23 protein-coding genes are annotated in these 25,117 nt (G+C 40.0%); 14 read left to right on the top strand and 9 right to left on the bottom strand.

From position 1 onward, the window contains the following. The first annotated feature begins 100 nt into the window (after positions 1-100). Both serA and ACOQO1_RS06720 read left to right on the top strand, forming a co-directional pair. Positions 101-1,993: a phosphoglycerate dehydrogenase gene (gene serA / locus ACOQO1_RS06725; RefSeq protein WP_420602096.1), complete on the top strand. Its 1,893-nt coding sequence runs from the start codon at positions 101-103 to the stop codon at positions 1,991-1,993. Between the two features lie 128 nt (positions 1,994-2,121). Further along, complete coding sequence (locus ACOQO1_RS06720; RefSeq protein ID WP_420602095.1) at positions 2,122-3,051, top strand: hypothetical protein; 930 nt, start codon at positions 2,122-2,124, stop codon at positions 3,049-3,051. Here ACOQO1_RS06720 and rlmH read toward each other — a convergent pair. Continuing rightward, a complete protein-coding gene (gene rlmH / locus ACOQO1_RS06715) occupies positions 3,017-3,490 on the bottom strand; it encodes a 23S rRNA (pseudouridine(1915)-N(3))-methyltransferase RlmH (RefSeq protein ID WP_420602094.1) in 474 nt (157 codons plus the stop codon). The genes ACOQO1_RS06720 and rlmH overlap by 35 nt on opposite strands. A gap of 92 nt (positions 3,491-3,582) precedes the next feature. Between rlmH and nadC the strand changes: the two genes are divergently transcribed. Genes nadC through priA form a run of 4 tightly spaced genes read left to right on the top strand, consistent with a single transcriptional unit; the run spans position 3,583 to position 8,310 of the window. Next, positions 3,583-4,440: a carboxylating nicotinate-nucleotide diphosphorylase gene (nadC, locus tag ACOQO1_RS06710; RefSeq protein WP_420602093.1), complete on the top strand. Its 858-nt coding sequence runs from the start codon at positions 3,583-3,585 to the stop codon at positions 4,438-4,440. A 2-nt stretch (positions 4,441-4,442) separates the two neighbouring features. After that, positions 4,443-5,426, top strand: coding sequence for a YihY/virulence factor BrkB family protein (locus ACOQO1_RS06705; protein WP_420602092.1), 984 nt, complete (start codon positions 4,443-4,445; stop codon positions 5,424-5,426). Continuing rightward, a complete protein-coding gene (locus ACOQO1_RS06700; protein ID WP_420602091.1) occupies positions 5,398-5,850 on the top strand; it encodes a DUF2147 domain-containing protein in 453 nt (150 codons plus the stop codon). Before ACOQO1_RS06705 ends, ACOQO1_RS06700 begins: the two co-directional genes overlap by 29 nt. A 3-nt stretch (positions 5,851-5,853) precedes the next feature. After that, positions 5,854-8,310: a replication restart helicase PriA gene (gene priA / locus ACOQO1_RS06695; protein WP_420602090.1), complete on the top strand. Its 2,457-nt coding sequence runs from the start codon at positions 5,854-5,856 to the stop codon at positions 8,308-8,310. Here the strand turns inward: priA and ACOQO1_RS06690 are convergent, their stop codons facing one another. Continuing rightward, a complete protein-coding gene (locus tag ACOQO1_RS06690) occupies positions 8,311-9,003 on the bottom strand; it encodes a LytR/AlgR family response regulator transcription factor (RefSeq protein WP_073176311.1) in 693 nt (230 codons plus the stop codon). Between the two features lie 236 nt (positions 9,004-9,239). Between ACOQO1_RS06690 and rpsF the strand changes: the two genes are divergently transcribed. The 5 genes from rpsF to ACOQO1_RS06665 all read left to right on the top strand — a co-directional run bounded on the left by rpsF (position 9,240) and on the right by ACOQO1_RS06665 (position 14,131). After that, positions 9,240-9,578: a 30S ribosomal protein S6 gene (rpsF, locus tag ACOQO1_RS06685; protein WP_163418594.1), complete on the top strand. Its 339-nt coding sequence runs from the start codon at positions 9,240-9,242 to the stop codon at positions 9,576-9,578. A 4-nt stretch (positions 9,579-9,582) separates the two neighbouring features. Then, the gene (rpsR, locus tag ACOQO1_RS06680; RefSeq protein ID WP_055392375.1) at positions 9,583-9,879 is read left to right on the top strand and encodes a 30S ribosomal protein S18; all 297 of its coding nucleotides are present in this window, start codon (positions 9,583-9,585) and stop codon (positions 9,877-9,879) included. Between the two features lie 13 nt (positions 9,880-9,892). Next, positions 9,893-10,345, top strand: a complete 453-nt coding sequence (rplI, locus tag ACOQO1_RS06675; protein WP_420602089.1) for a 50S ribosomal protein L9 — start codon at positions 9,893-9,895, stop codon at positions 10,343-10,345. Positions 10,346-10,447: 102 nt separating this feature from the next. Then, positions 10,448-13,582 (top strand): TonB-dependent receptor, encoded by a 3,135-nt coding sequence (locus ACOQO1_RS06670; RefSeq protein ID WP_420602088.1) that lies wholly within the window; start codon positions 10,448-10,450, stop codon positions 13,580-13,582. Between the two features lie 78 nt (positions 13,583-13,660). After that, complete coding sequence (locus ACOQO1_RS06665; RefSeq protein ID WP_420602087.1) at positions 13,661-14,131, top strand: DUF6495 family protein; 471 nt, start codon at positions 13,661-13,663, stop codon at positions 14,129-14,131. Between the two features lie 246 nt (positions 14,132-14,377). Here ACOQO1_RS06665 and ACOQO1_RS06660 read toward each other — a convergent pair whose 3' ends face one another. Further along, complete coding sequence (locus tag ACOQO1_RS06660) at positions 14,378-14,872, bottom strand: hypothetical protein (RefSeq protein WP_420602086.1); 495 nt, start codon at positions 14,870-14,872, stop codon at positions 14,378-14,380. Between the two features lie 514 nt (positions 14,873-15,386). Further along, positions 15,387-16,052, bottom strand: a complete 666-nt coding sequence (locus ACOQO1_RS06655) for a hypothetical protein (protein ID WP_420602085.1) — start codon at positions 16,050-16,052, stop codon at positions 15,387-15,389. Between the two features lie 241 nt (positions 16,053-16,293). On the opposite strand from ACOQO1_RS06655, the gene hisS reads away from it, so the two are divergent. Then, entirely contained in the window at positions 16,294-17,670 is a 1,377-nt protein-coding gene (gene hisS, locus ACOQO1_RS06650) for a histidine--tRNA ligase (protein ID WP_420602084.1), read from the top strand. On the opposite strand, the gene ACOQO1_RS06645 is transcribed toward hisS, so the two are convergent. Both ACOQO1_RS06645 and ACOQO1_RS06640 read right to left on the bottom strand, forming a co-directional pair. After that, positions 17,659-18,210, bottom strand: coding sequence for an NUDIX hydrolase (locus tag ACOQO1_RS06645; protein WP_420602083.1), 552 nt, complete (start codon positions 18,208-18,210; stop codon positions 17,659-17,661). The two genes, hisS and ACOQO1_RS06645, sit on opposite strands and share 12 nt — an antisense overlap. Positions 18,211-18,294: 84 nt before the next feature. Continuing rightward, on the bottom strand, positions 18,295-19,383 hold the full coding sequence (locus ACOQO1_RS06640) for a M42 family metallopeptidase (RefSeq protein ID WP_420602082.1): 1,089 nt from the start codon (positions 19,381-19,383) through the stop codon (positions 18,295-18,297). Positions 19,384-19,482: 99 nt separating this feature from the next. On the opposite strand from ACOQO1_RS06640, the gene ACOQO1_RS06635 reads away from it, so the two are divergent. Beyond that, positions 19,483-20,163: a DUF4294 domain-containing protein gene (locus ACOQO1_RS06635; protein WP_420602081.1), complete on the top strand. Its 681-nt coding sequence runs from the start codon at positions 19,483-19,485 to the stop codon at positions 20,161-20,163. Here ACOQO1_RS06635 and ACOQO1_RS06630 read toward each other — a convergent pair. Continuing rightward, on the bottom strand, positions 20,160-20,393 hold the full coding sequence (locus ACOQO1_RS06630; RefSeq protein ID WP_420602080.1) for a DUF6095 family protein: 234 nt from the start codon (positions 20,391-20,393) through the stop codon (positions 20,160-20,162). The two genes, ACOQO1_RS06635 and ACOQO1_RS06630, sit on opposite strands and share 4 nt — an antisense overlap. 59 nt (positions 20,394-20,452) lie before the next feature. Between ACOQO1_RS06630 and ACOQO1_RS06625 the strand changes: the two genes are divergently transcribed. Beyond that, positions 20,453-21,775, top strand: a complete 1,323-nt coding sequence (locus ACOQO1_RS06625; protein ID WP_420602079.1) for a GntP family permease — start codon at positions 20,453-20,455, stop codon at positions 21,773-21,775. 8 nt (positions 21,776-21,783) lie between these two features. Here ACOQO1_RS06625 and ACOQO1_RS06620 read toward each other — a convergent pair whose 3' ends face one another. Beyond that, on the bottom strand, positions 21,784-22,647 hold the full coding sequence (locus ACOQO1_RS06620) for a DUF4249 family protein (protein WP_420602078.1): 864 nt from the start codon (positions 22,645-22,647) through the stop codon (positions 21,784-21,786). Between the two features lie 7 nt (positions 22,648-22,654). Next, the gene (locus ACOQO1_RS06615) at positions 22,655-25,054 is read right to left on the bottom strand and encodes a TonB-dependent receptor (RefSeq protein WP_420602077.1); all 2,400 of its coding nucleotides are present in this window, start codon (positions 25,052-25,054) and stop codon (positions 22,655-22,657) included. Positions 25,055-25,117 lie beyond the last annotated feature (63 nt).

Genomic DNA, 25,117 nt, shown 5'->3' with positions numbered 1-25,117 from the left:
TTTTTTGATATATCCATATTTCTGAATCGATTTTCAGGACTTCCAATTTTGTGGATGGAATTAATGTTTATTTTTATTCCTTAATTTTTTGAAGAAATTCATGGTAGAAGTGGGACGCAAGTACGTTTTTGATTTTGACAGCACCCTTACCAGGGTAGAGGCATTGGATGTTTTAGCAGAAATGACCTTACAGGGTAAATCCAATAAAGAAGAGATTATCCAAGAAATTCAAGACATTACCAATCTTGGAATTGATGGGGATATTTCGTTTACCGAATCTTTGGAGCGAAGAATAAAACTCTTAAAGGCCCATAAGAACGATTTGGATGGCTTGGTTGATGAACTACGTCAGAAAATCTCCAAATCAATAGCGTCCAACAAAGAGTTTTTTGAAAAATTCTCTGATGATATTTATGTGATTTCTTGTGGATTTAAGGAGTTTATAGATCCTATTGTTGAGGAATATAACATCCCATCGGAACGGGTATATGCCAATACCTTCAAATTTGACGAAGAAGGAAGTATTATTGGTTTTGATGAAGCAAATGTCCTTGCATCACACAACGGAAAAATAGAGTGCTTGAAGAATCTTGACCTGGATGGAGAGGTTCAGGTGATTGGAGATGGATATAGTGATTATGTAATGCGTGAGGCAGGTATTGCGGACAAATTTTTTGCCTATACCGAGAATGTACATAGGGAAAAAGCTGCGAACAATGCAGATCATGTAACTCCCAACTTGGATGAGTTTCTATATGTAAACGATTTACCTAGAAATATATCGTATCCGAAGAACAGAATCAAAATCTTATTGTTGGAGAATGTACATCCGGCAGCTTTTGATAATCTGTCGGAAGATGGTTTTTCCGTGGAATTGGTAAAACACAGTTTGCCGGAGGAAGAACTTATTGAAAAAATCAAAGGAGTACATGTTTTGGGTATACGTTCCAAAACACAAGTAACGCAAAAAGTGCTGGATGCAGCCAATAAGCTTTTGGTTGTGGGTGCGTTCTGCATAGGAACAACCCAAATTGATCTTGAAGCAGCCAAAAAGAAGGGAGTTATTGTCTTCAATGCACCCTACAGCAATACCAGATCTGTGGTGGAATTGGCGATTGGGCAGATTATTATGCTTATGCGCAATGTGTTTACCCGAAGTACTGAAATCCATAATGGGGAATGGAACAAAACCGCCATCAACTCCAAAGAGGTCCGGGGTAAAAACCTTGGAATTGTTGGTTATGGAAATATTGGAAAGCAATTATCCGTGTTGGCAGAGGCCATTGGAATGCGTGTGTATTATTATGATGTTGCCGACCGTTTGGCGCTGGGGAATGCCATAAAATGTAGTACCCTGGAAGATTTGTTGTCCGTTTCGGATGTGGTGTCATTGCATGTAGATGATAACAAGGCCAACAAAAATTTTATTGGTGAGCGAGAAATCAACCAAATGAGGGATGGTTCTATATTGATAAATCTCTCTAGAGGGTTTGTAGTGGATATTGAAGCATTGTCTGAAGCATTAAAAAGTGGAAAATTAAGTGGCGCTGCTGTGGATGTATATCCTTCGGAGCCGCGGAGCAATGGTGATTTTCAAACGGCACTGCAAGGCTTGTCCAATGTTATCCTAACTCCCCATGTAGGAGGTAGTACGGAGGAAGCACAACGGGATATAGCCGATTTTGTGCCCAATAAAATCATGGATTACATCAATTCCGGAAATACCGTGGATGCCGTTAATTTCCCTGACATTAGGTTGCCAAAGCAGACCAATGCGCATCGTTTCTTACATATCCATAAAAATGTGCCTGGGGTCATGGCCAAAATTAGTAAGGTGCTGGCCAAGTATGAGATGAATATTACAGGTCAGTATTTGTCCACGGACAGTGAAGTGGGGTATGTAATTACCGATTTGGACAAAGACTATAACAAGGAAGTGATGAAAGCACTTAAAAATGTGGAGAATACGATTAAATTTAGGGTGCTTTACTAAACTTTAGGGTTAGATTTCCAGAATACTTCCTTTCACATTCTGAAATCCTTGTTTCACAACATTTTTAGAAAAAGACTCTTTTTAAGAAGTAAATTGTAGGTGTATTCTTACTGTTTGAATTTACCTGCATGAAAATTAAGAAGCTAAAAATTTTTCAAAAAGGCTTTAGGGCATATTACCTGTTGGTAATTTCCATTGTGCTGTTGACCATTGCCATCCAGTCCATGACACAATACTCATTGAACAAACAAAGGGCTACTGCACTAAGTGTCAATCTTGCGGGGAAACAAAGGATGTTTAGTCAGCAATTACTGAATGAATTATACTCATGTCGGTACCACAATTGCGATTATGCCGAAATGAGGCTCATTCTAACCAAGTTGTACCAAATGAACGGATTCTTACAACATGGGAATGAAAATTTGAAGATTGAGCCCTTGGACAGTCCAGAAATTCTAAGGGAATTTAGAAGATTGGAACCTCATTTGGAATGGTTGCACAGTGAACTAAAGCATTTTAAAAAATTTAAAAGTGTATCCTTTAATGATGTAAAATACCGTGTTGATCGTTTTGCTACCATTATGGATGTAATTGTAGGTCAATTTCAGACCAAGGCGGACGACGATATTAAAACTATGATGATCATAGAATTGGAACTCGCCATATTTTCCATTGTCATCATATTGTTTGAGATTTTTTTCATAGTCAACCCAATTATTAACAGAATTGTAAACCAAAAGAAAAAACTCTCCGAAATAGCTTGGCACCAATCACAGGTATTCAATTCACACATGAAGAATATTGGAGATCTTCAATATGTCTTAAAGGTTGAAAAAAAACCTGAGAGACAAAAAGAAATATATGGGTTCATAAGCGAGGAATTGGAGCACTTAAAAAAGGTTTCGGCAGATATGATAAAATCGCTTGAAAAAACCGAAGAAGAAGCCAAACCCCATCATATTGTAATACAAAAAGTGGAGAACTTCCTTGAAAAATATAACCCCTTAGCAACCGAAAAAGTGCTTATTGATGATGGTACGGCTCATTCCGTAAAATAGTAAAACCTCTGTACAATTGTTCAATTAAAAACAAACGTACCATCTGATGGGAAAAGGTCATTTTGGATAGACTTAACTGTCCATTGCTACGCTTATATACCTTTTCACCAAAACCATAAGGTCCGCCTATAACCAATACAAGTTTTTTTAGGCCACTGTTCATTTTCTTCTGTAAAAACTGCGAAAACTCCATGGATGAAAACTGTTTTCCCTTTTCATCCAATAAGATCAATGTATCTGAAGGATGTATTTGGGAAAGAATGGACTCACCCTCTTTTTCCTTTTGAAGTTTTTCGGAAAGATTTTTGCTGTTTTTGATATCTGGGATGACGACAAAATTAAATTTGATATAATGCCCTAGCCGCTTTTCATAAATGGTAATAAGTTTGGAGAGTTCAGAACTATCGGTCTTCCCAATGGCGATTAAAGTAATTTGCATTTTCAAAAGTAAATTTTTCGAACCAAACAAAGGTAAATGTCCATAGATCGAGAACAATGTTTTTATTATTTTCGTCAAAACCCCATTTATAAATGATTACCAAAGATCAATTTCAAAAAGAACTCGATTTAATTATTGCCAATGCCATCCGTGAAGATGTTGGCGATGGTGACCATAGTTCTTTGGCCTGTATCCCTGAAACCGCAACAGGAAAAGCCAAATTATTGGTAAAAGATGAAGGCGTAATAGCTGGTATTGCATTTGCCAAACAGGTTTTTGAATATGTGGATTCGGACTTAACCATTGAGACACTCATTTTGGATGGGGAAGAAGTGAAGCATGGCGATATTGCCTTTTATGTAGAGGGAAGCTCCCAGAGCATCTTGAAAGCTGAACGCCTAGTACTGAATGCCATGCAGCGTATGAGTGCCATAGCTACAAAAACCAAGCAATATGTAACATTGTTGGAAGGTACGCAGACTAAGATATTGGATACCCGTAAAACCACGCCTGGAATTCGAGCTTTGGAAAAATGGGCCGTGAAAATTGGGGGAGGAGAAAACCATAGGTTTGCATTGTATGACATGATTATGCTAAAGGATAACCATATTGACTTTGCAGGAGGTATTACCAAGGCAATACTTAAGACACAACAATACCTTTCGGATACCAAAAGGGATTTAAAAATCATTGTTGAAGCCAGAAATTTGAATGAAGTAGAAGAAATATTGGAGACTAAAGGGGTATACAGGATTTTGCTGGATAACTTTGATTATGAGGAAACCAAAAAGGCCGTTGCCTTGATTGGAAATCAATGTCTAACAGAATCTTCCGGAGGGATAAATGAAAGTACTATTCGTGAGTATGCACTATGCGGGGTCAATTATATTTCCTCTGGGGCATTGACACATTCTGTCCATAATATGGACCTTAGTTTAAAAGCCGTATAACGATGTCTGTTGCCATAGAAGAACAGCTAGAGAAAATCCCGGTGATCAACTGGGTGGTACGTCTGCTCAAGAACATTAAATTGAGAGCATTTGAAGGCCTTTCTTTTTATGATTTGATAGAGATGTATGTGCTTGGCATTGTAAAGGGTACCCTATCAACAAGGGCCAGCTCCATTGCCTTTAGCCTTTTTATGGCGTTGTTCCCATTAATGATATTTTTGGTGACACTTGTACCTTGGATAATACCTTACGCAAGCGTGGGCAACGAAAATTTTGATGCGCAGTTTTTGCTTTTTTTGGAATCGTTCCTTCCTACGGCAACAGGGGAGTATTTTGGAGACATTTACCAGCAAATTAAGGATCAAAGAAGCGGAGGTATCCTATCATCTGCATTTTTGGTTTCCATATTTCTTGTTGCCAATGGGGTAAATGCCATATTTGGCGGATTTGAAAACTCCTACCATGTGGAATTGACTCGGAATTTTTTCAGGCAATATGCTTATGCTTTAATGGTAGGGCTCATTTTATCCATTCTGTTGATTTTGGGCGCGGTGGCTTTCGTTTATTTTGAATTCTACATTGTGGAGTACACCAGCGAATATTTGGGCAAGACCTTGGGCTATGATGTCCAAAAGGGGGATACCATTGGGATTCAGGTAACCAAGATTTTGTTCTTTATGCTGTTGTCATACCTGACTACGGCCATTTTATATTATTTCGGAACTGCTGAAGGTAGAAAAGCTAGGTTCTTTTCTGCCGGAGCACTGATGACCACGTTGCTGTTTGTGCTTACTTCGTATTTATTCGGGGTGTATGTGGAAAAATTTGCTCGCTACAACGAGTTGTACGGAGCTTTAGGGGGATTATTGATTTTAATGGTGTTCATTTGGTTGAACTCCAATATCCTTTTGTTGGGGTTTGAATTGAATGCAACACTTAATTCGTTAAAGAAAAAGCATGAAAAGCAACAACAGGATACCACATAGAATTATAGCCATTGTTTGCTTTTTTATGCTTCAATGTACATACTCCCAAACGGTATTTGGAAAATGGAAAACGGTGGATGACCGTAACGGAGTCGCCAAGGCCATTGTGGAGGTTTACAAAGAAAATGGTCTTTTGCAGGCCAGAATCCTTAAGATACTCGAAAAAGGAAAAGAAAATGCCGTGTGTATTAAATGCAAGGGAGAGTTGAAGGATAAACCCATTACTGGGATGAAAATCATGGATGATTTTGAAAGAAACAGTAAAGGGGAATACAAAGGGAAACGACTTTTTGACCCAGAACAAGCCATGGTTTTTAGGGGCAAAGTATGGTTGGATCCAGATAATAAGAACAAGCTCAAGGTTAGGGGGTATTTGGCATTTTTATACCGAACCCAAACCTGGCACAGGGTAATTGAGGAATAGTATATGGACTTTTTTTTAGATGTTGTACTTCCTATTCCTCTGGAAAGGCTCTTTACCTATAAAATTTCGGAGCAGGAAGCTCATTTTTTAAAAGTTGGGATGCGGGTTGCGGTTCCCTTTGGAAAATCAAAAATTTATACCGCGCTTGCTTATAACATTCATCAAAATAAGCCGGAAGCTTACGAAGCAAAGGAAATCTACCAGATTCTGGATGAGGCTCCCTTGGTGAATGAATTTCAATTAAAACATTGGCAATGGATCGCTCAATATTACATGTGTACTTTGGGAGAGGTCTTGCGCAGTGCATTGCCCAGCGCATTTTTATTGGAAAGTGAGACTTTGGTTTTGCCCAACAAAGAGGCAGTGGTTGATGAAATGGAGCTTAGGGACGATGAGTTTTTGGTCTACGAAGCCCTACAGCACCAAACCGCTCTAAAGATTGGCGAGATAAGTGGCATTGTGGACAAAAAGAATGTACTGCCCTTGGTAAACAGATTGGTGCAGAAGGGAGTGGTGCTTCAAAAAGAAGAGCTTTACGAACAATATAAACCCAAATTGGTTCGGTATGTAAAACTTGGAGAAGCATATCAAAGTGAAGCCAAACTGGAAGAATTACTGCAAAACCTTACCAGAGCTCCCAAACAGAGTCAGGTGGTGTTGTCCCTTTTTCAGCTTCAGGCCAAGACCAAAAAACCAATTCCCGTTGCAGATTTGGAAAAGGAAAGTGGAAGTTCCAGAGCAGTTATCAAAGCACTTATTGATAAGTCCATTCTTGAAGAATACCATATTCAGACCGACAGGGTTCAGTATGATGAAGATACCGATAATGTAGAGGGAATTACCTTAAACTCTTATCAGCAAGAAGCGTTTAAGGCTATCAACAAAAGTTTTGAGCTGAATAAAACGGCTTTATTACACGGCGTAACCTCTTCGGGGAAAACCGAAGTTTATATCAAATTGATAGAAAAGTGCTTGGAGCAAGGAAAACAAGCCCTCTATTTACTACCTGAAATTGCGTTGACCTCGCAATTGATCAATAGGCTCCGTCAGTACTTTGGAAATAAAGTAGCGATTTATCATTCAAAATATAGCATCCATGAACGTGTTGAGGTATGGAACAATGTGCTTGCCAATGCGAACAAAGCTCAAATTGTAATAGGTGCTAGGTCGTCCCTGTTTTTACCATTTTCAAATTTGGGATTAGTGGTTGTGGACGAAGAACATGAGAGTTCCTTTAAACAATTTGACCCTGCTCCTCGTTATCATGCCAGGGATGCTGCGGTTGTTCTGGCATCGCTTCATAAGTCTTGTTGTGTTTTGGGCTCTGCCACCCCTAGCATAGAGAGCATGGACAACGCCAAAAAAGGAAAATATGGTTATGCATCCATTAAATATCGTTTTGGCGATGTATTAATGCCGGATATTAATTTAATCGATATTAAAGAGGCGACCCGTAAAAAGCGGATGAAAGGGCATTTTTCAGAAACCTTGTTCAATGCCATTACGGAAACCTTGGAAGAAGGAGAACAGATTATACTTTTCCAAAATCGAAGAGGTTTTTCACCCATAATAGAATGTACAACTTGCGGACATGTGGCCCAATGTCCCAATTGTGATGTTAGTTTGACCTATCATCAACATAGAGACCAACTGCGATGCCATTATTGCGGCCATCATATTGCATCGCAATTGAGTTGTTTGGCATGTGGGAGTCATACGTTGGATAAAAAAGGATTTGGAACCGAACAGATTCAGCAGGAGTTACAGCAACTTTTCCCAGACATCAATGTGGGTAGGATGGATTTAGATACTACTAGGGGGAAGTACGCTTATGAAAAAATAATCACCGCGTTTGAACAGCAAGAAATGGATGTACTTGTGGGCACTCAAATGGTCACAAAGGGCTTGGATTTTAGAAATGTGAGCCTAGTTGGTATCATGAATGCTGATTCTCTATTGAATTTTCCGGATTATCGCGCCCATGAACGAAGTTTTCAAATGCTGACCCAAGTAGCGGGTAGAGCGGGGAGAACCAAGAAGAGGGGCAAGGTCTTAATTCAAACCTATAATCCATACCATCAAATTCTGCAGCAAGTGACCACCAACAATTATGACAAAATGTTTGCAGAGCAATACTATGAACGCGAGCAGTTTAAGTATCCACCTTTGGTGCGTATCATTAAGCTTACCTTAAAAGATAGGGATTACAATAAACTTAATGATGCGTCTGACTGGTTTGCGAGTTCATTACGAAATGTATTGGGACAGCAAATCCTTGGTCCGGAATATCCGCCAGTGGCTAGAATCCGGAGAGAATACCTTAAAAATATCTTGATTAAAATTCCAAGAGGTCAGTCAATGGCCCAAACAAAAAATAGCATTAAAAGAATAGAAAAATCTTTTAATGCTATTTCTAAGTATAAGAGTATAAGACTGGTCTACAACGTGGACCACATATAACTATACATTGGCAAGTGCTTCTGCCAACTCTGTCTTTTTATTTCTACTTAATGGAATCTGTCTTCCCCCTACTTCAACATTTTTACTGTTGAACTTTTCTATCTTCTCCAGATTCACAATATAAGATTTATGGATTCTCAAAAACTTTTCAGCAGGTAATTGCTTCTCAAAAGCTTTCATAGTGGAAAGAATTACAATATTGGCTTCGTCGGTCACCAATTTAATGTAATCTCCCAAGGCTTCTATCCATTTAATATCATTTAAGATAACCTTACGCTTTTTAAGGTTGCTCTTTACAAAAATATGCTCCTCATCTTCATCAACCCTGTTCATTTGCTCGTATTTGGCAACCGCTCTTTTTACAGAGGATTCAAAACGTGCTAATGTAATAGGTTTGTGAAGGTAGTCGGTTACATCATAATCAAAGGCCTTGAGCGCGTAATCAGGCTTTCCAGTGATTAAAATTACTTGTGGAGGGTTCTCCAAGGCCTCTAAAAGGTCAAAACCACTAATGATTGGCATTTCAACATCTAAAAAGATAAGATCAATGTCGTGGTTCTTAAGCCCGTTCTTGGCTTCAATAGCATTACTATATTCGGCTACAAGGGCAAGATGAGGGTGATTGTTGACCAATTTTGCAACAGCCATCCGTTGCATTGAGGAGTCGTCTACAATTATACTTTTTAATTTCATAGAATGGGGTGATTTGTAGGGTTTTAAATCATCGGCAAATTACACAAAAATGACGTTTAACTGCAACAAAAGATGTAAACATGGTCTATTTTGTTGTGTACATTACCATATACGTTACGTAGGTTTAATTGGTTCATGAATGTTAATAACTCTTGTGCTTTAAACGAAGATTTTTAGCTTTTCTTGCGCAAAGAAGTAATTATCACTAATTTTGCGCTCCTTTAAAAATATAATATATGAACCATTACGAAACTGTTTTCATTTTGAATCCCGTTCTGTCTGAAACGCAGATAGAGGAAACAGTTAAGAAATTTGAAGATTTCTTAATTAAGAATGGTGGCAAAATGGTCTCCAAAGAAAACTGGGGACTTAAGAAATTGGCCTATCCCATTCAACACAAGAAAAGTGGTTTTTACCACTTATTTGAATTCACCGTTCCCGGTGAAGTAATTGCACCTTACGAGCTGGAATTTAGAAGAGATGAGCGCATTATGCGTTTTCTAACTGTTAAGTTGGACAAGCACGCTATTTCTTGGGCAGAAAGAAGAAGAACCAAATTAAAAGCAAAGGCATAGGGTTATGGCATCTATAGAACAACAAGCAAAATCAAAAAAAGATGGGGAAATTAGGTATTTGACCCCATTGAACATTGAGACCAATAAGCAAAAGAAGTATTGTAGGTTCAAGAAATCTGGAATCAAGTACATTGATTATAAAGACCCAGACTTTTTGATGAAGTTGGTAAACGAGCAAGGTAAATTGCTTCCCAGAAGACTTACAGGTACCTCTTTAAAGTATCAGAGAAAAGTGGCCCAAGCCGTAAAACGTGCACGTCACCTAGCCTTAATGCCGTATGTTGGCGATATGTTGAAATAAAAAACACTGAAGAATGGAACTTATTCTAAAAGAAGATATACAGGATTTAGGTTTTAAGGACGATGTCGTAACGGTTAAGAACGGTTATGGAAGAAACTACCTTATTCCTAAAGGATTGGCAGCTTTAGCAACCCCTTCCGCAAAGAAAGTGTTGGCAGAAAACCTAAAGCAACGTGCCCATAAAGAAAAGAAGGTTATTGATGAAGCCAATAAAAAGGCCGAAGCATTAAAACAATTGGAAATCCGTATTCCAGCAAAAGTTGGAGCAGGTGATAAATTGTTCGGTTCGGTAAACAATATCGATTTGGCTGCCGCTTTGGACAAAGCTGGTCATCAAATAGACAGAAAATTTATTAGCATTAAAGGAGGATCAATTAAAAGAGTTGGGCCGTACAATGCCCAAATCAGACTTCACAGAGAAGTGATTGTTGATTTCCCTTTTGAAGTAATTGCCGAGACGAAATAACCACGGGTTTAAATTTCGGTTAATAACTTGTAAAGAGCTATGCGTGCATAGCTCTTTTTTTTGTCTATGTTTGTAGATACTCAAAAAACTAACTCACATATTATGAAGAAAATTTTACCATTTGTGGTACTATTTTTAGTAGTATCTACTTCGGCGTTTTCCCAGGTAACCACCTCTAATATTAGGGGAACTGTGGCCGATGACCAACAAGAACCGCTTTTAGGAGCCAATGTAGTAGCTGTACATACACCTACAGGTACTCGTTATGGAGCAATTACCAATGAAGAAGGTAGGTTTAACCTGCTTAACCTTAGGGTTGGTGGGCCCTATGAGGTCACTATTTCCTTTGTAGGTTTTAAAAGTAATGTCAAAAGCGACATTTTCCTTTCATTGGGTAAGACCTTCAATCATAATGTCAGCTTATTATCGGATAGCCAAGCTTTGGATGAAGTTGTTGTTGTTTCGGATCAAACAGGAACTTTCGGTAGTGACCGGACTGGAGCTGAGACCAGTGTTGGAAGACGCGAATTGACAAGACTTCCTACAATTTCAAGGTCAACCAACGATTTTACCCGTTTGGAACCAACCGCCAGCGCTGGATCTTTTGGAGGTAGAAACGACCAGTTCAACAACTTTTCCTTGGATGGGGCCATTTTTAACAACCCCTTTGGATTGGATGCTGCCCAACCAGGAGGACAGACCAATTCAAATCCGATTTCAATCGATGCAATTGATCAGATTCAAGTAACCACAGCTCCATATGATGTTACCCAATCTGGATTTACTGGAGCTTCTGTAAATGCCGTTACCAAAAGTGGTACCAACGAGTTTTATGCTTCAGTTTATGGGTTTTTCAGAAATGAAAGCCTTACCGGAGGTAAAGTTAAAGGTGATGATGTATTCAAGGCCGACCTAAGTCAATCCCAATATGGAATTAGTATTGGCGGTCCCATTATCAAGAATAAACTTTTCTTCTTTGCCAATTTTGAAAAGGATGACAGGACCGATTTAGGTTCTGGCTTCGTACCCAATAGAAATACTGGGGCCGCAAATGAATCCCGGGTATTGGCCTCGGATTTTCAATTGGTGTCTGACATATTAAGTCAAGTTTCCATAGGGAATGGAGAGTTTTATAACCCTGGAAGGTTCGAAGGATTTAATTATGATCAAGAATCCACTAAGGGTATTTTTAAACTGGACTGGAACATCAACGATAATAACAGATTGGCCATTATTTATAATTTCTTGAATGCTTCCAAGGAACTGCCAGCTCACCCTACGGCTTTGGGCTTTAGAGGACCTAATTTGTCCACTTTGCAGTTTGAGAATGCGGGATACGAGATCAACAATCAGATTCGGTCGGTACAAATTGAATTGAACTCGACCCTTTCCGATGAAGCTACCAACAAATTGCAAGTGGGATACACGCATTTTGACGATTTTAGAAATCCTTTGTCTACACCAGCACCTACCATTACCTTGTTGGATGAAAATGGTGCATCAAACTACATCATTGCAGGTCATGAGCCGTTTTCCATCAACAACCGTTTGGATCAAAAAGTGTTTCAGTTGACCAACAACCTCAATTTCTTTAAAGGAGACCATACCTTTACAGTTGGATTCTCTTTTGAGAAATTCCAATTCGATAATTCCTTTAATCTTGGTGTTTATGGTGCGCAGGGAGTATTTTTCCCATCTGGGTCCATTGCCGACTTCAGAAATTTGGATGCTGCTGGCGAAGCAGCTCTGGTGGGAGTTTATCAAGGTCAGTTTAACGCGGCCATAGCGGCCAACAATGCCCTGAACGCAGCTGGCGAAGGTAATGCCGGAGGCTGGGCCCTTGCTGAAACCAATGTAGGTCAAATGGCGTTTTATGCCCAGGACGAATGGAATGCAAGCGAAAACTTCAAATTGACTTATGGAATTCGAGTGGATCGTCCGTTATATTTCGATTCGGCGGCTAAAGCCCAAGAAGTGATTGAAAGATCGCCAGCCGTAGTAGCCGATATCCCATATGTCAATCCAAATAATGGTGAAACTGTGTTCATTGATAACACCCAGTTACCAACGAATGATTGGTTGATTTCACCACGAGTTGGGTTTAATTGGGATGTGGAAAATTCAAATAATCTCCAAATTCGTGGAGGTTCGGGTATTTTTACCGGTCGTTTTCCTTTTGTTTGGTTAGGTAACCAAATAGCCAACCCCAACGTGTTTTTCCTTACTGCGGTAGATCCAGATTTCCAATGGCCGCAGGTATGGAGAACTAGCTTGGGAGCTGATAAGCGATTGGAAAACGGTTGGATTTTGACCGCTGACCTGTCCTATTCCAAAGATATTAATGGGCCTCATGTACAAAACTGGGGCTTGTTACCTCCTTCTCAAACCTTACAAGGGGTTGATAACAGACCTGTATATGCCGCTAGCGACTTGATCAACAATGCCTATATGTTTTCGAACTCTGATGAAGGAAGAATTTGGAATGCAGTACTTAAAGGGCAAAAAACATGGGATAACGGATTGTATGCAAGTTTGGCCTATAGCTATTTGAACTCTAAGGATGTAAACTCTATTGAAGCGGAAATTACCAGTGATGCCTTCGCTAACAATGCAATTGTAAATGACGCTAATGCTGATGTATTATCTTATTCAAGATATGGCGATACCCATCGATTTGTTGGTGTGATTTCCAAAGTTTTTAAAACAGGTACAACAGTTTCTACCTTCTTTGAGTATGCTCAAGGGGGACGATTCAACTATATCTACGGAGGAGATATCAATAGAGATGGGTCTAGCATCAATGACCTATTGTATATTCCGACCGCTGCGGAAGTCAATCAAATGAATTTTGCTGAGGCCGGTGATGCTGCTGCTTTTGAGGCTTTTATCCAACAAGATGATTATTTAAGTGAGAACCGAGGTTCCTACGCAGAGCGCTACGGCGCTTTGGCACCATGGAGAGGTCGTTGGGACTTGAAAGTGTTGCAAGACATCAAAATTGCCAATAAAAATACCATTCAACTAAGTTTGGATGTATTGAATGTGGGTAATCTGATCAGTTCTGATTGGGGAATTGTTGAGATTCCGACCAACCAACAGGTATTGGGGGTTACCATTGACGATAACAATAACCCAACCTATAGTTTTGATGAGAGCTTGACCGAAACCTTTAGTTCAGATACAAGCTTATTGTCTAGATGGCAAGCCCAATTTGGAGTGAGGTATATATTCAATTAGAAGAATATAATTTATAGTGGAAAAGGCTGCGCATAAGCGTGGCCTTTTTTTATTTTTGCCGAATTAAATGGATGCTAGATGAAATATGCACGATTGACACAGCAGCAATTGGAGGAATTGCACCCGGAGTTCATTAATTTTTTGGCCACCCAGTCCATTACGGCAGATGAATGGGCTAGTATTAAGGCAGAAAAACCTCATGTTGCCGAAGAAGAGATAGACGTGTTCAGTGACTTGGTTTGGGAAGGGGTACTTTCCAAGGTGGAATACTTGGAGAACATTTCCGAACTACAAATGCACTTGTTCCATTTAACGGAAAAGGAGATGAAGCTGTTTTCGGTAAAAGTGATGAACCCAGAGATTGATTTACGCACCCAGGAAGGCTTTGGTTGGTTTAAACGCAACTTTCAATCCGATTTTGTGGAGTACCTTACCGCTTCCAAGGCATATTCTGAAGATAAAAACAAAGACAAATTTGATTTGATTCAACAAGGGGCGGTCATTACCAAAGGAGAACTCTACCAATGGTTTGATAAGATCATGGAATAGGTAGAGGTTAGATTTTTGGATATTTTGATTATCGGAATTTTAGATGTCTGATGTCTGATGTCTGATGTCTGATGTCTGAATCTTTTTTATGTCATTCTGAATGAGCAAAGCGAATGAAGAATCCCGCATAACCAAGTTTTAGCTGTTTTGAGATGCTCAGCATGACAATAGCAAAAAAAAGAGCCCTTAAGGGCTCTCCTCCTAAAAATGGTTTGAAAAACTAATCTTCCATGCCAAAATACTCCATTACGGCTGGTAGTCGTCGGTATCTGCACCGGTAGTCTCTAAGGCCCTAATAGTGCTAATATTGTAAACTTTAGTTGTACTTTCTATAGCGACTATTCTAAGAGTTTCAAAGAATCCAGCTGGTACTTGAAATAAGGAATCATCAGAAATTTTATAAAAACATATTACTAGATTCCCAGAATCTTCACTGTATAGGAAGTTGGTATAAATCTGAGTATTGTTGATAGTTATTTTACCGGGGACTTGGGAAATATTATTGGTTGGATCATTTCTTAGATAAAAGAAAAAACTATAATTGGACAATTCTGGCTTGGCTATGTTCAAATGGGTATCATCGATTAGATTGTACCGTAACAAAGAACCGTTGAAACCTGAAATATCTATGTCATACCGTTGCAGATTGGCATTTAAATTCCAACAAGGAAGATCGTTTACACCATGAACGCCACTCTTACCAGAACATGCAGTAAAGCCAACAATTAGGAACAGAACCATAAAGTTTAGGATTTTACGCTCGATGGCGCTCGATGGCGCTCGATGGCGCTCGATGGCGCTCGATGGCGCTCGATGGCGCTCGATGGCGCTCGATGGCGCAACTATCGCCTGTTTCATGGTATTTAGTAAAAAAGTGAATACCGCTAAGTTAGCGAGCCGAGGTATGGCCTCCATCTGTTAATTGACCAATGCCCCTTTTGGGTTGATGGATGGTAGTTTGGGTTATTGGATAACTGGATTTTTGGATTGTTGGAATTTTAGATGTCTGATGTCTGATGTCTGATGTCTGATGTCTGATGTCTGATGTCTGATGTCCGATGTCCGATGTCTGATGTTTGAGGGAAGGAATGCAATAGTTGTAAAAATCTCCGAACCTTTTTTATGTCATTCTGAATGAGCAGAGCGAATGAAGAATCCCACGTAACCAAGTTTTAGCTGTTTTGAGATGCTCAGCATGACAATAGCAAAAAAAAGAGCCCTTAAGGGCTCTCCTCCTAAAAATGGTATGAAAAAACTAATCATCTATGCCAAAATACTCCATTACTGCACTGTAGTCGTTGGTATTCACCCCAGCGGCTTTTAAAGCTTTTATAGGATCGCCAGCACCATTTTTGTTGATTAACGAAGCTTCAATGGCCACAATTTTAAACGTTGAAAAAAATCCTTCTACTGGGACAAATAAGGTGTAATCAGAGTTAAGGAAAAGACAACGTCCACTATCGGTGATAGGATTATAATGCACATTTATGATTTTCCAAGCGTTACCAATGGTAAAATGTCCTGGTGCAGGATATTCGGAGCTGTTTGATGTTTTTACAACATAAAATAAATAAACATAGTTAGGAAGATTTTCAACTTCAATACCCAACTCATCTGCTAATCCAAAATTAAATGAACTAATACCTCCCCCAAAATCTGAAATATCTTTATCATAACGTATTACGTTGGCATTGCCATCCGCGCCATCGTCTCCCTGTTCTCCCTGTGTTCCTTGTTCTCCCTGTTCTCCTTGGATGCCCTGAATGCCTTGCTCCCCTTGGATGCCTTGTTCACCTTGTATTCCCTGTATTCCCTGTATTCCTTGTTCTCCGTCCGAGCCATCCTCTGCGGAGCAGGATATAAAGCTTGAGGTAACGATTATGGCCATACAGCCCAATAGTATAAGTTTTCTTGTTTTCATACTCTTTATTTTTATAGTTAAAGCCGAAAGGTAAAGGCATAGGACATCCCCACTCCTTATCAATTGACCAATGCCCCTTTTGGGTTGATGGATGGTAGTTTGGGTTATTGGATAACTGGATTTTTGGATTATTGGAATTTTAGATGGCCGATGTCTGATAAGAGAAAATCCATGAAATTCGTATCAACCTCAATCATAAAGAATGGGATAACAACTTATATTTGCAGCAGAATTTTAATGCATGCCACAAAAACCATCCATACCTAAAGGGACCCGTGATTTTTCACCCAATGAAGTTGCCAAGCGCAATTACATCATCAACACCATTAAAAAACACTTTGAGGTCTATGGTTTTCAGCCTATAGAAACCCCATCTTTTGAAAATTCGGATACCTTGATGGGAAAATATGGGGATGAAGGCGACCGCTTGATTTTTAAGATTTTGAATTCAGGGGATTTTATCTCCAAAGTGGACGATGTTACGTATAGTTCCAAGAATTCCACTTCGCTGACACCCAAGATTTCAGAAAAGGCATTGCGCTACGATCTTACCGTACCTTTTGCACGTTATGTAGTCATGCATCAAAATGAAATAGACTTTCCATTTAAGCGATACCAAGTACAGCCCGTTTGGCGGGCAGATAGGCCCCAAAAAGGTCGTTTTCGTGAGTTTTACCAGTGCGATGCCGATGTGGTTGGGGCAAATTCCCTGTTACAGGAAGTAGAGTTTGTGCAACTGTACGATGCCGTTTTTACCGAGTTGGGATTGACGGGGACCACCATTAAACTCAACAACAGAAAGGTACTTTCAGGTATAGCAGAGGTAATTGGTGCCAAACACTTGCTTATCGACTTTACGGTAGCTTTGGACAAACTGGACAAGATTGGCGAGGAGAAGGTGAAAGAAGAAATGATGGCCAAAGGTATCTCTGAAGGGGCCGTAGAAAAAGCTTCGCCTTTATTTGCCATGTCGGGTTCTGCTACTGAACAATTGAATCAATTGAAATCCCTGTTGGCAACATCCGAAATAGGCATGCAAGGTGTTTCTGAACTAGAGGAAATTGTAAATATGGTGGAAGCGATTGGATTACAATCTGCAACGCTTCAATTGGACGTGACCTTGGCACGTGGTCTCAACTACTATACCGGAGCTATTTATGAGGTAAGCGCCCCGGAAGGTGTAAAAATGGGATCTATTGGTGGCGGTGGCCGCTATGATGACCTCACCGGTATTTTTGGATTAAAAGGTGTGAGCGGCGTGGGCATCTCCTTTGGATTGGACCGTATTTACCTGGTTCTGGAAGAGCTTGGACTCTTCCCGGAGACCTTGGATAAATCCATAGATGTGCTGTGCATTAATTTTGGCAAGGCAGAAAGTTTGGCTTCCTTAAAATTGGTCGGGCAATTACGTGGCCACGGTATTAAGGCAGAAGTTTATCCAACGGCGACCAAAATGCAAAAGCAGATGAAGTATGCCAATAACCGAAATGTCCCTTATGTGGTCATGATTGGTGACCAGGAGCTTTCCAAAGGAGAATTTGTGGTAAAGAACATGGTGAACGGGGAACAGCGGACTTATACTTTGGATAAGCCGGAAGCGTTTTTGTCAAGCCTTTAACTTTTTGGAAATAGCATCTAAAATTTCCAAATAATACGTTTTTTCATGCGGAACAAATCCCTCCAATTGGTTTTGCTCCACTTTTTTCTTGAAATCTTCCAAGGCAAACAATTTTAGATCATCCACTTCACTTTCTTGTCTTTTTAGTTCCGATAAAGGAACCTTCAACGCACACAGAAAATTATGGTGAAATTCGTTGTCGATAAGAATTTCTGAGTGTTTGTGCATGGATTTGAACATTCCGCTTGCTTCCAAATCTGAAGTTGTAATGGTCAATCCTATTTCTTCTTCAACTTCTCTGGTCGCTGCTATTTTTATGTCCTCACCGGCACCAATATGTCCAGCCACGGAAACATCCCAGAGCGATGGAAAGGTATCCTTGCCCTTGGCTCTTTTTTGAAACAGCACCTGTCCTTCCAAAGTATACAACCAAACATGAATGGTAGGGTGGAAAAGACCTTTTAAATGCGCTTCCGATTTTAGGCAGGTCTGCCCGGTACGGTTGCCGTTTTCATCTAAAATGTCGATTAACTCGTCCATCAGAATTATTTACATTGTCATTCACCCGAAAGCGAGAATCAATAAACCTAAAAAATGGATTCCTGTCTACGCAGGAATGACATATCAGTCAAAATAACTAAACGTCTCACCTGCTTTTATAGTGAGTAGCGTCTCATAAATCAATCGGATTACATTTTCCACATCATCTTTATGCACAGTTTCCACCGTGGTGTGCATATAGCGGAGTGGTAAAGAAATCAAGGCTGAGGCGACCCCGCCATTGCTATAGGCAAAGGCATCAGTGTCTGTTCCAGTGTATCGGGATGAGGCCAACCGCTGGAACGGTATTTTTTGAGCCTCCGCAGTTTCAATAATACGTTCCCTAAGCTTGTTCTGTACTGCCGGTGCGTAAGAAATAACGGGTCCGGAACCAATGGATGTTTCCCCTTCTTTCTTTTTATCGATCATTGGAGTGGTGGTGTCATGGCACACATCGGTAACAATGGCTACATTGGGTTTTATGGTCTGTGTGATCATTTCGGCGCCGCGCAACCCAATTTCTTCCTGAACCGAGTTGGTAATGTACAATCCAAACGGCAATTTCTTTTTATTCTCATGCAGCAAACGGGCAACCTCTGCAATCATAAATCCACCGGCGCGGTTGTCCAAGGCACGGCAAACAAATTTATTTTTGTTCAATACCTGAAATTCATCTGGATAGGTTATTACACATCCAACATGTACACCCATTTTTTCAACTTCCTTTTTATCTTTTGCACCTATATCAATAAAAATATTGTCCAATTTTGGTGGTTCCTCCTTGGCTCTGTTTCTGGTATGGATGGCAGGCCATCCAAAAACACCCTTTACAACACCTTTTTTGGTATGAATATTCACCCATTTTGATGGCGCAATCTGGTGATCACTACCTCCATTTCTAATCACATAAAGTAATCCGTTGTCCGTAATGTAGTTCACGTACCATGAAATTTCATCGGAGTGTCCTTCAATAACTACTTTGTAGGGAGCATCAGGGTTTACAACCGCCACTGCAGTGCCATAGGTGTCCGTGATAAAATCGTCCACATACGGTTTTAGATAGTCCATCCAAATTTTTTGCCCTTCCCATTCGTAACCTGTTGGAGAAGCATTGTTTAGATATTTTTCAAAGAATTTGAGCGACTTAGCGGTAATGATTTTTGATGCTGCCATGTATATAATTTAGTCCACAAACATAACAATATTCACTTTTATTTAATAGCTGGATTAGGGGTTTATCCTTAATTTTGGCTAAATTTTAGACTGTCCCGAATGTTTAGATATTGTACCGTGCTGTTTTTTATGCTGATGGGTGCCCTTGGACTTTCGCAAGAAACGGAAAAGGATTCCGTTCAGGATTATTATGTACGGTTTGAAGGGGATTCCATCCTACATAGTTCCATAGCTCTGGATGAAGTGTATCTTTTTGGTAGATTGGAGTTTGCCGATAGAAAGGAGAAACTGAGATACTATATTTTAAGAAGAAAGACACTAAAGGTTTATCCGTACGCCAAGTTGGCTGCGGAACGGTTGGAAGAGATGAACGACAGTCTTGCAAAAATCAAGAAGAGACGACATCGAAAAAAATACACCAAAACGGTACAGAAGTATGTCGAAGGTGAGTTTTCATCTGAACTGAAGAAATTGACCCGAACAGAAGGTCAGATTCTGATAAAATTGATTTACAGACAGACTGGGAAAACCGCATTCAATCTGGTTAAGGAACTTCGCAATGGATGGCGGGCCTTTTGGTACAACACCACCGCAAAAGCATTTAAAATTAGTATCAAGGAAGAGTTTCATCCAGAAAGAATCCACGAAGATTATTTGATTGAGGATATTTTACAGCGGGCATTTGCTTCCAATAAGTTACAGCGGCAAAAATCTGTTTTGGATTATGACTATGCGCAGTTGAGCAATAAATGGAAGAAGGATACTGATAAAAAGAATTAAGACTTCGATTTCTTCCCAAACAGGGAATCCATAAATATTTTTATGGTGTAAAACCCAAGACCAATGGCAGCAATCGCCAAAATAATTCCAATGATGAGTACCGGAATGTAAGCTGGATGCTCCTGATTCTTAAAAGCTTGATAGATTGTAAAAGGTGCCAAGAACATCAAAGCAACGGTGTAACCGATGAATTTGAATCCTTTTACCAAAAGTTCCTTATCTGTGTGCATACAAGGGTAAAAGTAGGAATATTAGCTTATATTTAAATGCTATTCCCTAAAAATTGAACATGGAAATACTGGTATTGATTCTAGTGGTCTTATTTATAATTCTTGCCACTGTTCAATTTAAGATGCACCCTATTTTTTCTTTGACAATTGCCGCGGTGGCTTCCGGGTTTCTTTTAGGACTTTCTCCCAAGGATGTCATGAATACGATAGGGGAAGGGTTTGGAAAAACGTTGTCGAGTATCGGATTGGTAATAGCATTTGGAACCGTAATTGGAATTTATTTGGAAAAGACCGGAGCAACCAAGGTTTTGGCCAATTCGGTGCTAAAGGTTGTGGGGTTGAAACGCTCTCCTTTGGCCATCAATCTTGCTGGATACATTATTTCCATCCCTGTTTTTTGTGATTCTGGATTTATCATTCTTTCATCGTTGAACAAGGCCTTGAGCAAAAAAACTGGAATCCCAGTTTTGGTTTTTGCCATTGCTTTGGCGACCGGACTTTATGCAGCACATGTATTTGTGCCTCCAACTCCTGGACCCCTGGCCGCCGCTGCTATTTTAGAAGCAGATTTGGGAATGGTCTTGGTGTTTGGACTTTTGGTATCCATTCCAGTGTCCTTAACGGGTTACTTTTGGGCAAGATTCATTGGAAAATCCCTTAAGGAGAAAAAAGAGCAGCAACAAATGTCGTCCGAAGAAAAAGAAGTGGATAACGGTATAAAACCCATTCATGCTTTTCTTCCGCTTTTGGTTCCCATCTGTTTGATTGCAATGAAATCCGTTGCAAATTATCCAACGCTTCCTTTGGGACAGGAATTTTTGTTCACGATTTTTGATTTTGTTGGGAACCCGGTTATTGCCTTGTTGATTGGAGTGTTTTTTGCTTTTTTCTTAGGAAGAAAGTCACCTTCAAAACAAAAAGAGGGTTGGATAGCCGATGCTTTTAAGCAGGCAGGTTCCATAGTTTTGATAACAGGATCGGGTGGAGCATTTGGGGCCATTTTACGAACCATAGACGTCGCTTCGATTCTGGACCTTCAATCAACCTCAGGAATAGGGGGACTGTTGATTGCTTTTACCATTGCGGCAGTTTTAAAAACGGCCCAGGGATCTTCAACAGTGGCGATTATAACCACCTCGGCCATAATAGCCCCTTTACTGGATGTTTTTGGATTGGTATCGATTGCTGACAAAGCATTTGCCGTATTGGCCATTGGCGCGGGGGCAATGACAGTCTCCCATATCAATGATAGTTATTTTTGGGTGGTTTCACAGTTTTCAAACATCAATGTAAAAACTGCTTTACGAGGACATACTTTGGGGACTCTCTTGCAGGGAATTGTTGGAATAACAATGATTTTGTTATTGTACCAGATTGCTTAGCCAGGCTACTATTGAATAGTAACGGTTTGTTTGTATTCCTGAACCACAGCAAAATACCCCAAAGGAAAGACATCGGGTTGCTCCACATTATCAAACAAATCGATATTGTCCAAATCGGTAACATCAAAAATATTACCTCGTACTGTGGCCACGGGGGTTTCAAAAACACCGGCATTATCCAAGGTTTGCTCAACCAATAAATCAATATAATTGAAAAAATCCCGATCAGCGCCCATTAGGCTTACGGTTACTTCGTCACCTGGATTTAGGGTTCTTTCTGGGAAAAATGAAAAATCAAACCGCTGTCCGTTGAAAAACTCATCTTCAATGGCCAGAAACTCACCTTCTCCAAAATCTATAACGTAAAAATCATTGTTGTCGCCATTGTCCGTAATGGTAATTTCCAGCTCAATATCATCTTCATCAAACAAGGTTTCATCTCCTTGGCGCAAATCGTCTATTGGAACCGTAGGCACATAACGGGTTCTTGCAAAATACAAACGACCTTCATGTTCCAATTGCAGTAAAAGTTCACCTCCTACAAAAAAGCGAAGACCTACTGGATCACGGTCTTGATACAGGCCAGAACCTTCCGAGGTTTCCTCAAGGATTATGGCATTGGCCCCACCAACGGCCGAAAGTCCGAGATTTGTTATGGTAATATTTCTTAGGCCGGTAACGGGAATGGCCCCGAAAAATGAACTTGTGAGGGATACCTTTACGGTTGGCCGGTACAGTTCTTGAGCTGGGTCAAGTCGAATCAAAGCTTCTACAATCAATCGGGGTTCTTCTTCAGGAGTATCAACTTGGACCACATCTTCACATGAAAATAGGATAAGAAGAAGAAATGAAGTGGACAAAAACTTTTTCATACCGCCATTAAAATTTAAAGTTGTACGTTATCGCCGGAATAATGCCAAATATGGAAGTCCGTATGGCTTCGTTCCGGCCAGTATCCTGATTTTGCCTAAAGTTTATGGAAGCTGCATTTTTCCTGTTGTAGACATTATAGATACTGAACACCCATTCCGATTGGAATGTTTTACTGATCTTCCTTTTTGGTTTTAAAGTTGCAGAAATATCCAATCTGTGATAATCAGGGAGTCTCTCTTTGTTCCGCAATCCATAAAAAGGTACTACGAGCCCTTGAAATTCAAATTGCCCTACAGGATAGTTTGTGGGCTGCCCGGTCTGAAAGATAAAGTTGGCATTAAAATTCCAACGCTCGTTGAGGTCATAACTTCCGTAAAGGGCCAAATCGTGTGTCTTGTCAAAAGGTGTATTGTACCACTCCCCAAGGTTTATACCTGTTTCCAAATTTGACCGACCATTATCAAAAGTTGGGGTTCTACCTGGAGTTCTCTGTTCCGATTTGGACAATGTATAAGCCAACCAACCTTTTAAACGTCCCTCATTTTTACGGAGTAGAAGCTCAATACCGTAGGCTCTTGCCTCACCATTTAAAATGACTTGCTCAATGGCATTGTTTGCTATAAGGTTGGCACCATCAATATAATCTATTCTATTTTCAATATCCTTGTAAAAAGCCTCGGTTTCAAAAGAAAATTTACCACCTTGGATATTCTTAAAGTACCCAATTGCATATTGATTGAGTAATTGGGGTTCTATAAAAGGTCCGCTGGGAGTCCAAACATCCAATGGGGTGGGGGAGCTGGTATTTGATAAAAGATGGAGATATTGTGCCAATCGGGTGTAGCTTGCCTTTATGGAACTTTTTCCTTTGAAATTGTATGAAAGCGAAACCCTTGGTTCTAGGTTAACGAATTTTTTCAGGGTTCCACTTCTTCCCGGATTAATGGTATCGATAGGTTCCGCTTCTCTGTATACAAGTGTAAACGGGTCAAATAACACAGGATTATCATTTTCGTATACGAAGAACTCGTCTTGACCAAATCTATTGAATTGACTTACCCTTAAACCGTAATTAACGCTTAAATTTTCGGTTAGCTTATGCTCCACATCCATGTAGACCGCATTTTCGTTGGCGTATTTTTTAGTAAGCTGATCTTCAACAATTCCAGAGTCAGGACTATTGGGTTTAATTTTTCCCGGATTGAATACGTAATAGATGTTGTGCATGCCAAAGTTCAGTTGAAGTTTGTCGCTCACATAATTCTTGAGGTCGTATTTAAGGTTGAAGTTTTGAATTCCGGAATCCCACTCAAATCCCACAAAATCAAGTTCTAAACCATAGAAATAATCGGAATAGATAAGTGAAAGGTTTGAAAATAGTTTGTCCGAGAACAAATGGTTCCACCTAAAATTGCCAACAGCATTACCATAGGTGTTCACAAAACTATCATTGATGCTGAAGAGATCGCGACCAAAATATCCGGAGAGATAGATATTGTTGCGTTCATTGATCTTATGGTTGAATTTGGTATTCAAGTCAAAGAAATAGGCTTTGTTGTCCACATCAAAAAGTGGTAGGAACAGGTGGGCGTATGATGCCCTGCCTCCAACTAAAAAAGCAGTCCTGTCCTTTGTTATAGGCCCTTCAACCAATAATCTGCTAGCCGCCGCTCCAATACCTCCATTTACTTTGAGTTCTTTACTGTTCCCTTCTTTTTGGAATATTTCGAGAACGGAAGAAACCCTTCCGCCATATCTGGCGGGAATACCACCTTTGAAAAGCTTCACATCCTTAATGGCATCTGGGTTAAAAACGGAGAAAAAACCAAACAAATGGGAGGAGTTGAATACTGTGGCTTCGTCCAATAATATCAGGTTTTGGTCCGCTGCCCCCCCTCTTACATTAAAACCTGAGGAAGCCTCTCCCGCATTGGTGACCCCTGGCAATAACAAGAGGGATTTTATGACATCAGCCTCCCCGAGCACAACAGGAATCTGTTTTATGGTCTGAACTGCAAGCGTATTTACACTCATTTGAGGTTTTCTGATGTCCAGACGCTCCGCATCATCCGTGACCACGACTTCTTCCAACTGTTCAGTTTCTTCCGAAAGACTAAAGTCCTTTTTGATATTTGTGTTCAAGGTTACAGTTTCCCTTATATCTTGAAACCCCAAATAGCTCACTGTGATATCATATTCTCCTTCGGGAAGTGTAATGGAATAAAATCCATATTCATTTGTGGTCACTCCAGTTTTTAGGTCCGGAAAGGCAACCGTAACACCAATCAATGTCTCATTACTACTGGCTTCAGAAATGGTACCGCTAAGGGTGTATTTATTCTGAGCCTGAACGAAAAAACTGCTTAGAATCAACGCAAAAGAGAGCGCAATATGTTTTCTGTGCATTTGATTGATTTTCTTAAAGTTATAGAATCTTGATGACCAAAAAAATCAAATCCAGCTCTTTTT

This window comes from Flagellimonas sp. (assembly GCF_965222555.1).
Classification (GTDB): domain Bacteria; phylum Bacteroidota; class Bacteroidia; order Flavobacteriales; family Flavobacteriaceae; genus Flagellimonas.
The sequence above is the reverse complement of the archived record's forward strand: the minus strand, read 5'-3'. Positions and strand labels throughout refer to the sequence as shown.

Coding starts and splice junctions, on each gene's coding strand:
- ACOQO1_RS06700 (WP_420602091.1), top strand. CDS start 5,398: ATGAAAAGCAACAACAGGATACCACATAGAATTATAGCCATTGTTTGC.
- ACOQO1_RS06705 (WP_420602092.1), top strand. CDS start 4,443: ATGTCTGTTGCCATAGAAGAACAGCTAGAGAAAATCCCGGTGATCAAC.
- ACOQO1_RS06625 (WP_420602079.1), top strand. CDS start 20,453: ATGGAAATACTGGTATTGATTCTAGTGGTCTTATTTATAATTCTTGCC.
- serA (WP_420602096.1), top strand. CDS start 101: ATGGTAGAAGTGGGACGCAAGTACGTTTTTGATTTTGACAGCACCCTT.
- priA (WP_420602090.1), top strand. CDS start 5,854: ATGGACTTTTTTTTAGATGTTGTACTTCCTATTCCTCTGGAAAGGCTC.
- rpsR (WP_055392375.1), top strand. CDS start 9,583: ATGGCATCTATAGAACAACAAGCAAAATCAAAAAAAGATGGGGAAATT.
- ACOQO1_RS06665 (WP_420602087.1), top strand. CDS start 13,661: ATGAAATATGCACGATTGACACAGCAGCAATTGGAGGAATTGCACCCG.
- ACOQO1_RS06655 (WP_420602085.1), bottom strand. CDS start 16,052: ATGAAAACAAGAAAACTTATACTATTGGGCTGTATGGCCATAATCGTT.
- nadC (WP_420602093.1), top strand. CDS start 3,583: ATGATTACCAAAGATCAATTTCAAAAAGAACTCGATTTAATTATTGCC.
- ACOQO1_RS06670 (WP_420602088.1), top strand. CDS start 10,448: ATGAAGAAAATTTTACCATTTGTGGTACTATTTTTAGTAGTATCTACT.
- rpsF (WP_163418594.1), top strand. CDS start 9,240: ATGAACCATTACGAAACTGTTTTCATTTTGAATCCCGTTCTGTCTGAA.
- rlmH (WP_420602094.1), bottom strand. CDS start 3,490: ATGCAAATTACTTTAATCGCCATTGGGAAGACCGATAGTTCTGAACTC.
- ACOQO1_RS06620 (WP_420602078.1), bottom strand. CDS start 22,647: ATGAAAAAGTTTTTGTCCACTTCATTTCTTCTTCTTATCCTATTTTCA.
- ACOQO1_RS06615 (WP_420602077.1), bottom strand. CDS start 25,054: ATGCACAGAAAACATATTGCGCTCTCTTTTGCGTTGATTCTAAGCAGT.
- ACOQO1_RS06635 (WP_420602081.1), top strand. CDS start 19,483: ATGTTTAGATATTGTACCGTGCTGTTTTTTATGCTGATGGGTGCCCTT.
- ACOQO1_RS06630 (WP_420602080.1), bottom strand. CDS start 20,393: ATGCACACAGATAAGGAACTTTTGGTAAAAGGATTCAAATTCATCGGT.
- ACOQO1_RS06645 (WP_420602083.1), bottom strand. CDS start 18,210: ATGGACGAGTTAATCGACATTTTAGATGAAAACGGCAACCGTACCGGG.
- ACOQO1_RS06660 (WP_420602086.1), bottom strand. CDS start 14,872: ATGGTTCTGTTCCTAATTGTTGGCTTTACTGCATGTTCTGGTAAGAGT.
- hisS (WP_420602084.1), top strand. CDS start 16,294: ATGCCACAAAAACCATCCATACCTAAAGGGACCCGTGATTTTTCACCC.
- ACOQO1_RS06720 (WP_420602095.1), top strand. CDS start 2,122: ATGAAAATTAAGAAGCTAAAAATTTTTCAAAAAGGCTTTAGGGCATAT.
- ACOQO1_RS06640 (WP_420602082.1), bottom strand. CDS start 19,383: ATGGCAGCATCAAAAATCATTACCGCTAAGTCGCTCAAATTCTTTGAA.
- ACOQO1_RS06690 (WP_073176311.1), bottom strand. CDS start 9,003: ATGAAATTAAAAAGTATAATTGTAGACGACTCCTCAATGCAACGGATG.
- rplI (WP_420602089.1), top strand. CDS start 9,893: ATGGAACTTATTCTAAAAGAAGATATACAGGATTTAGGTTTTAAGGAC.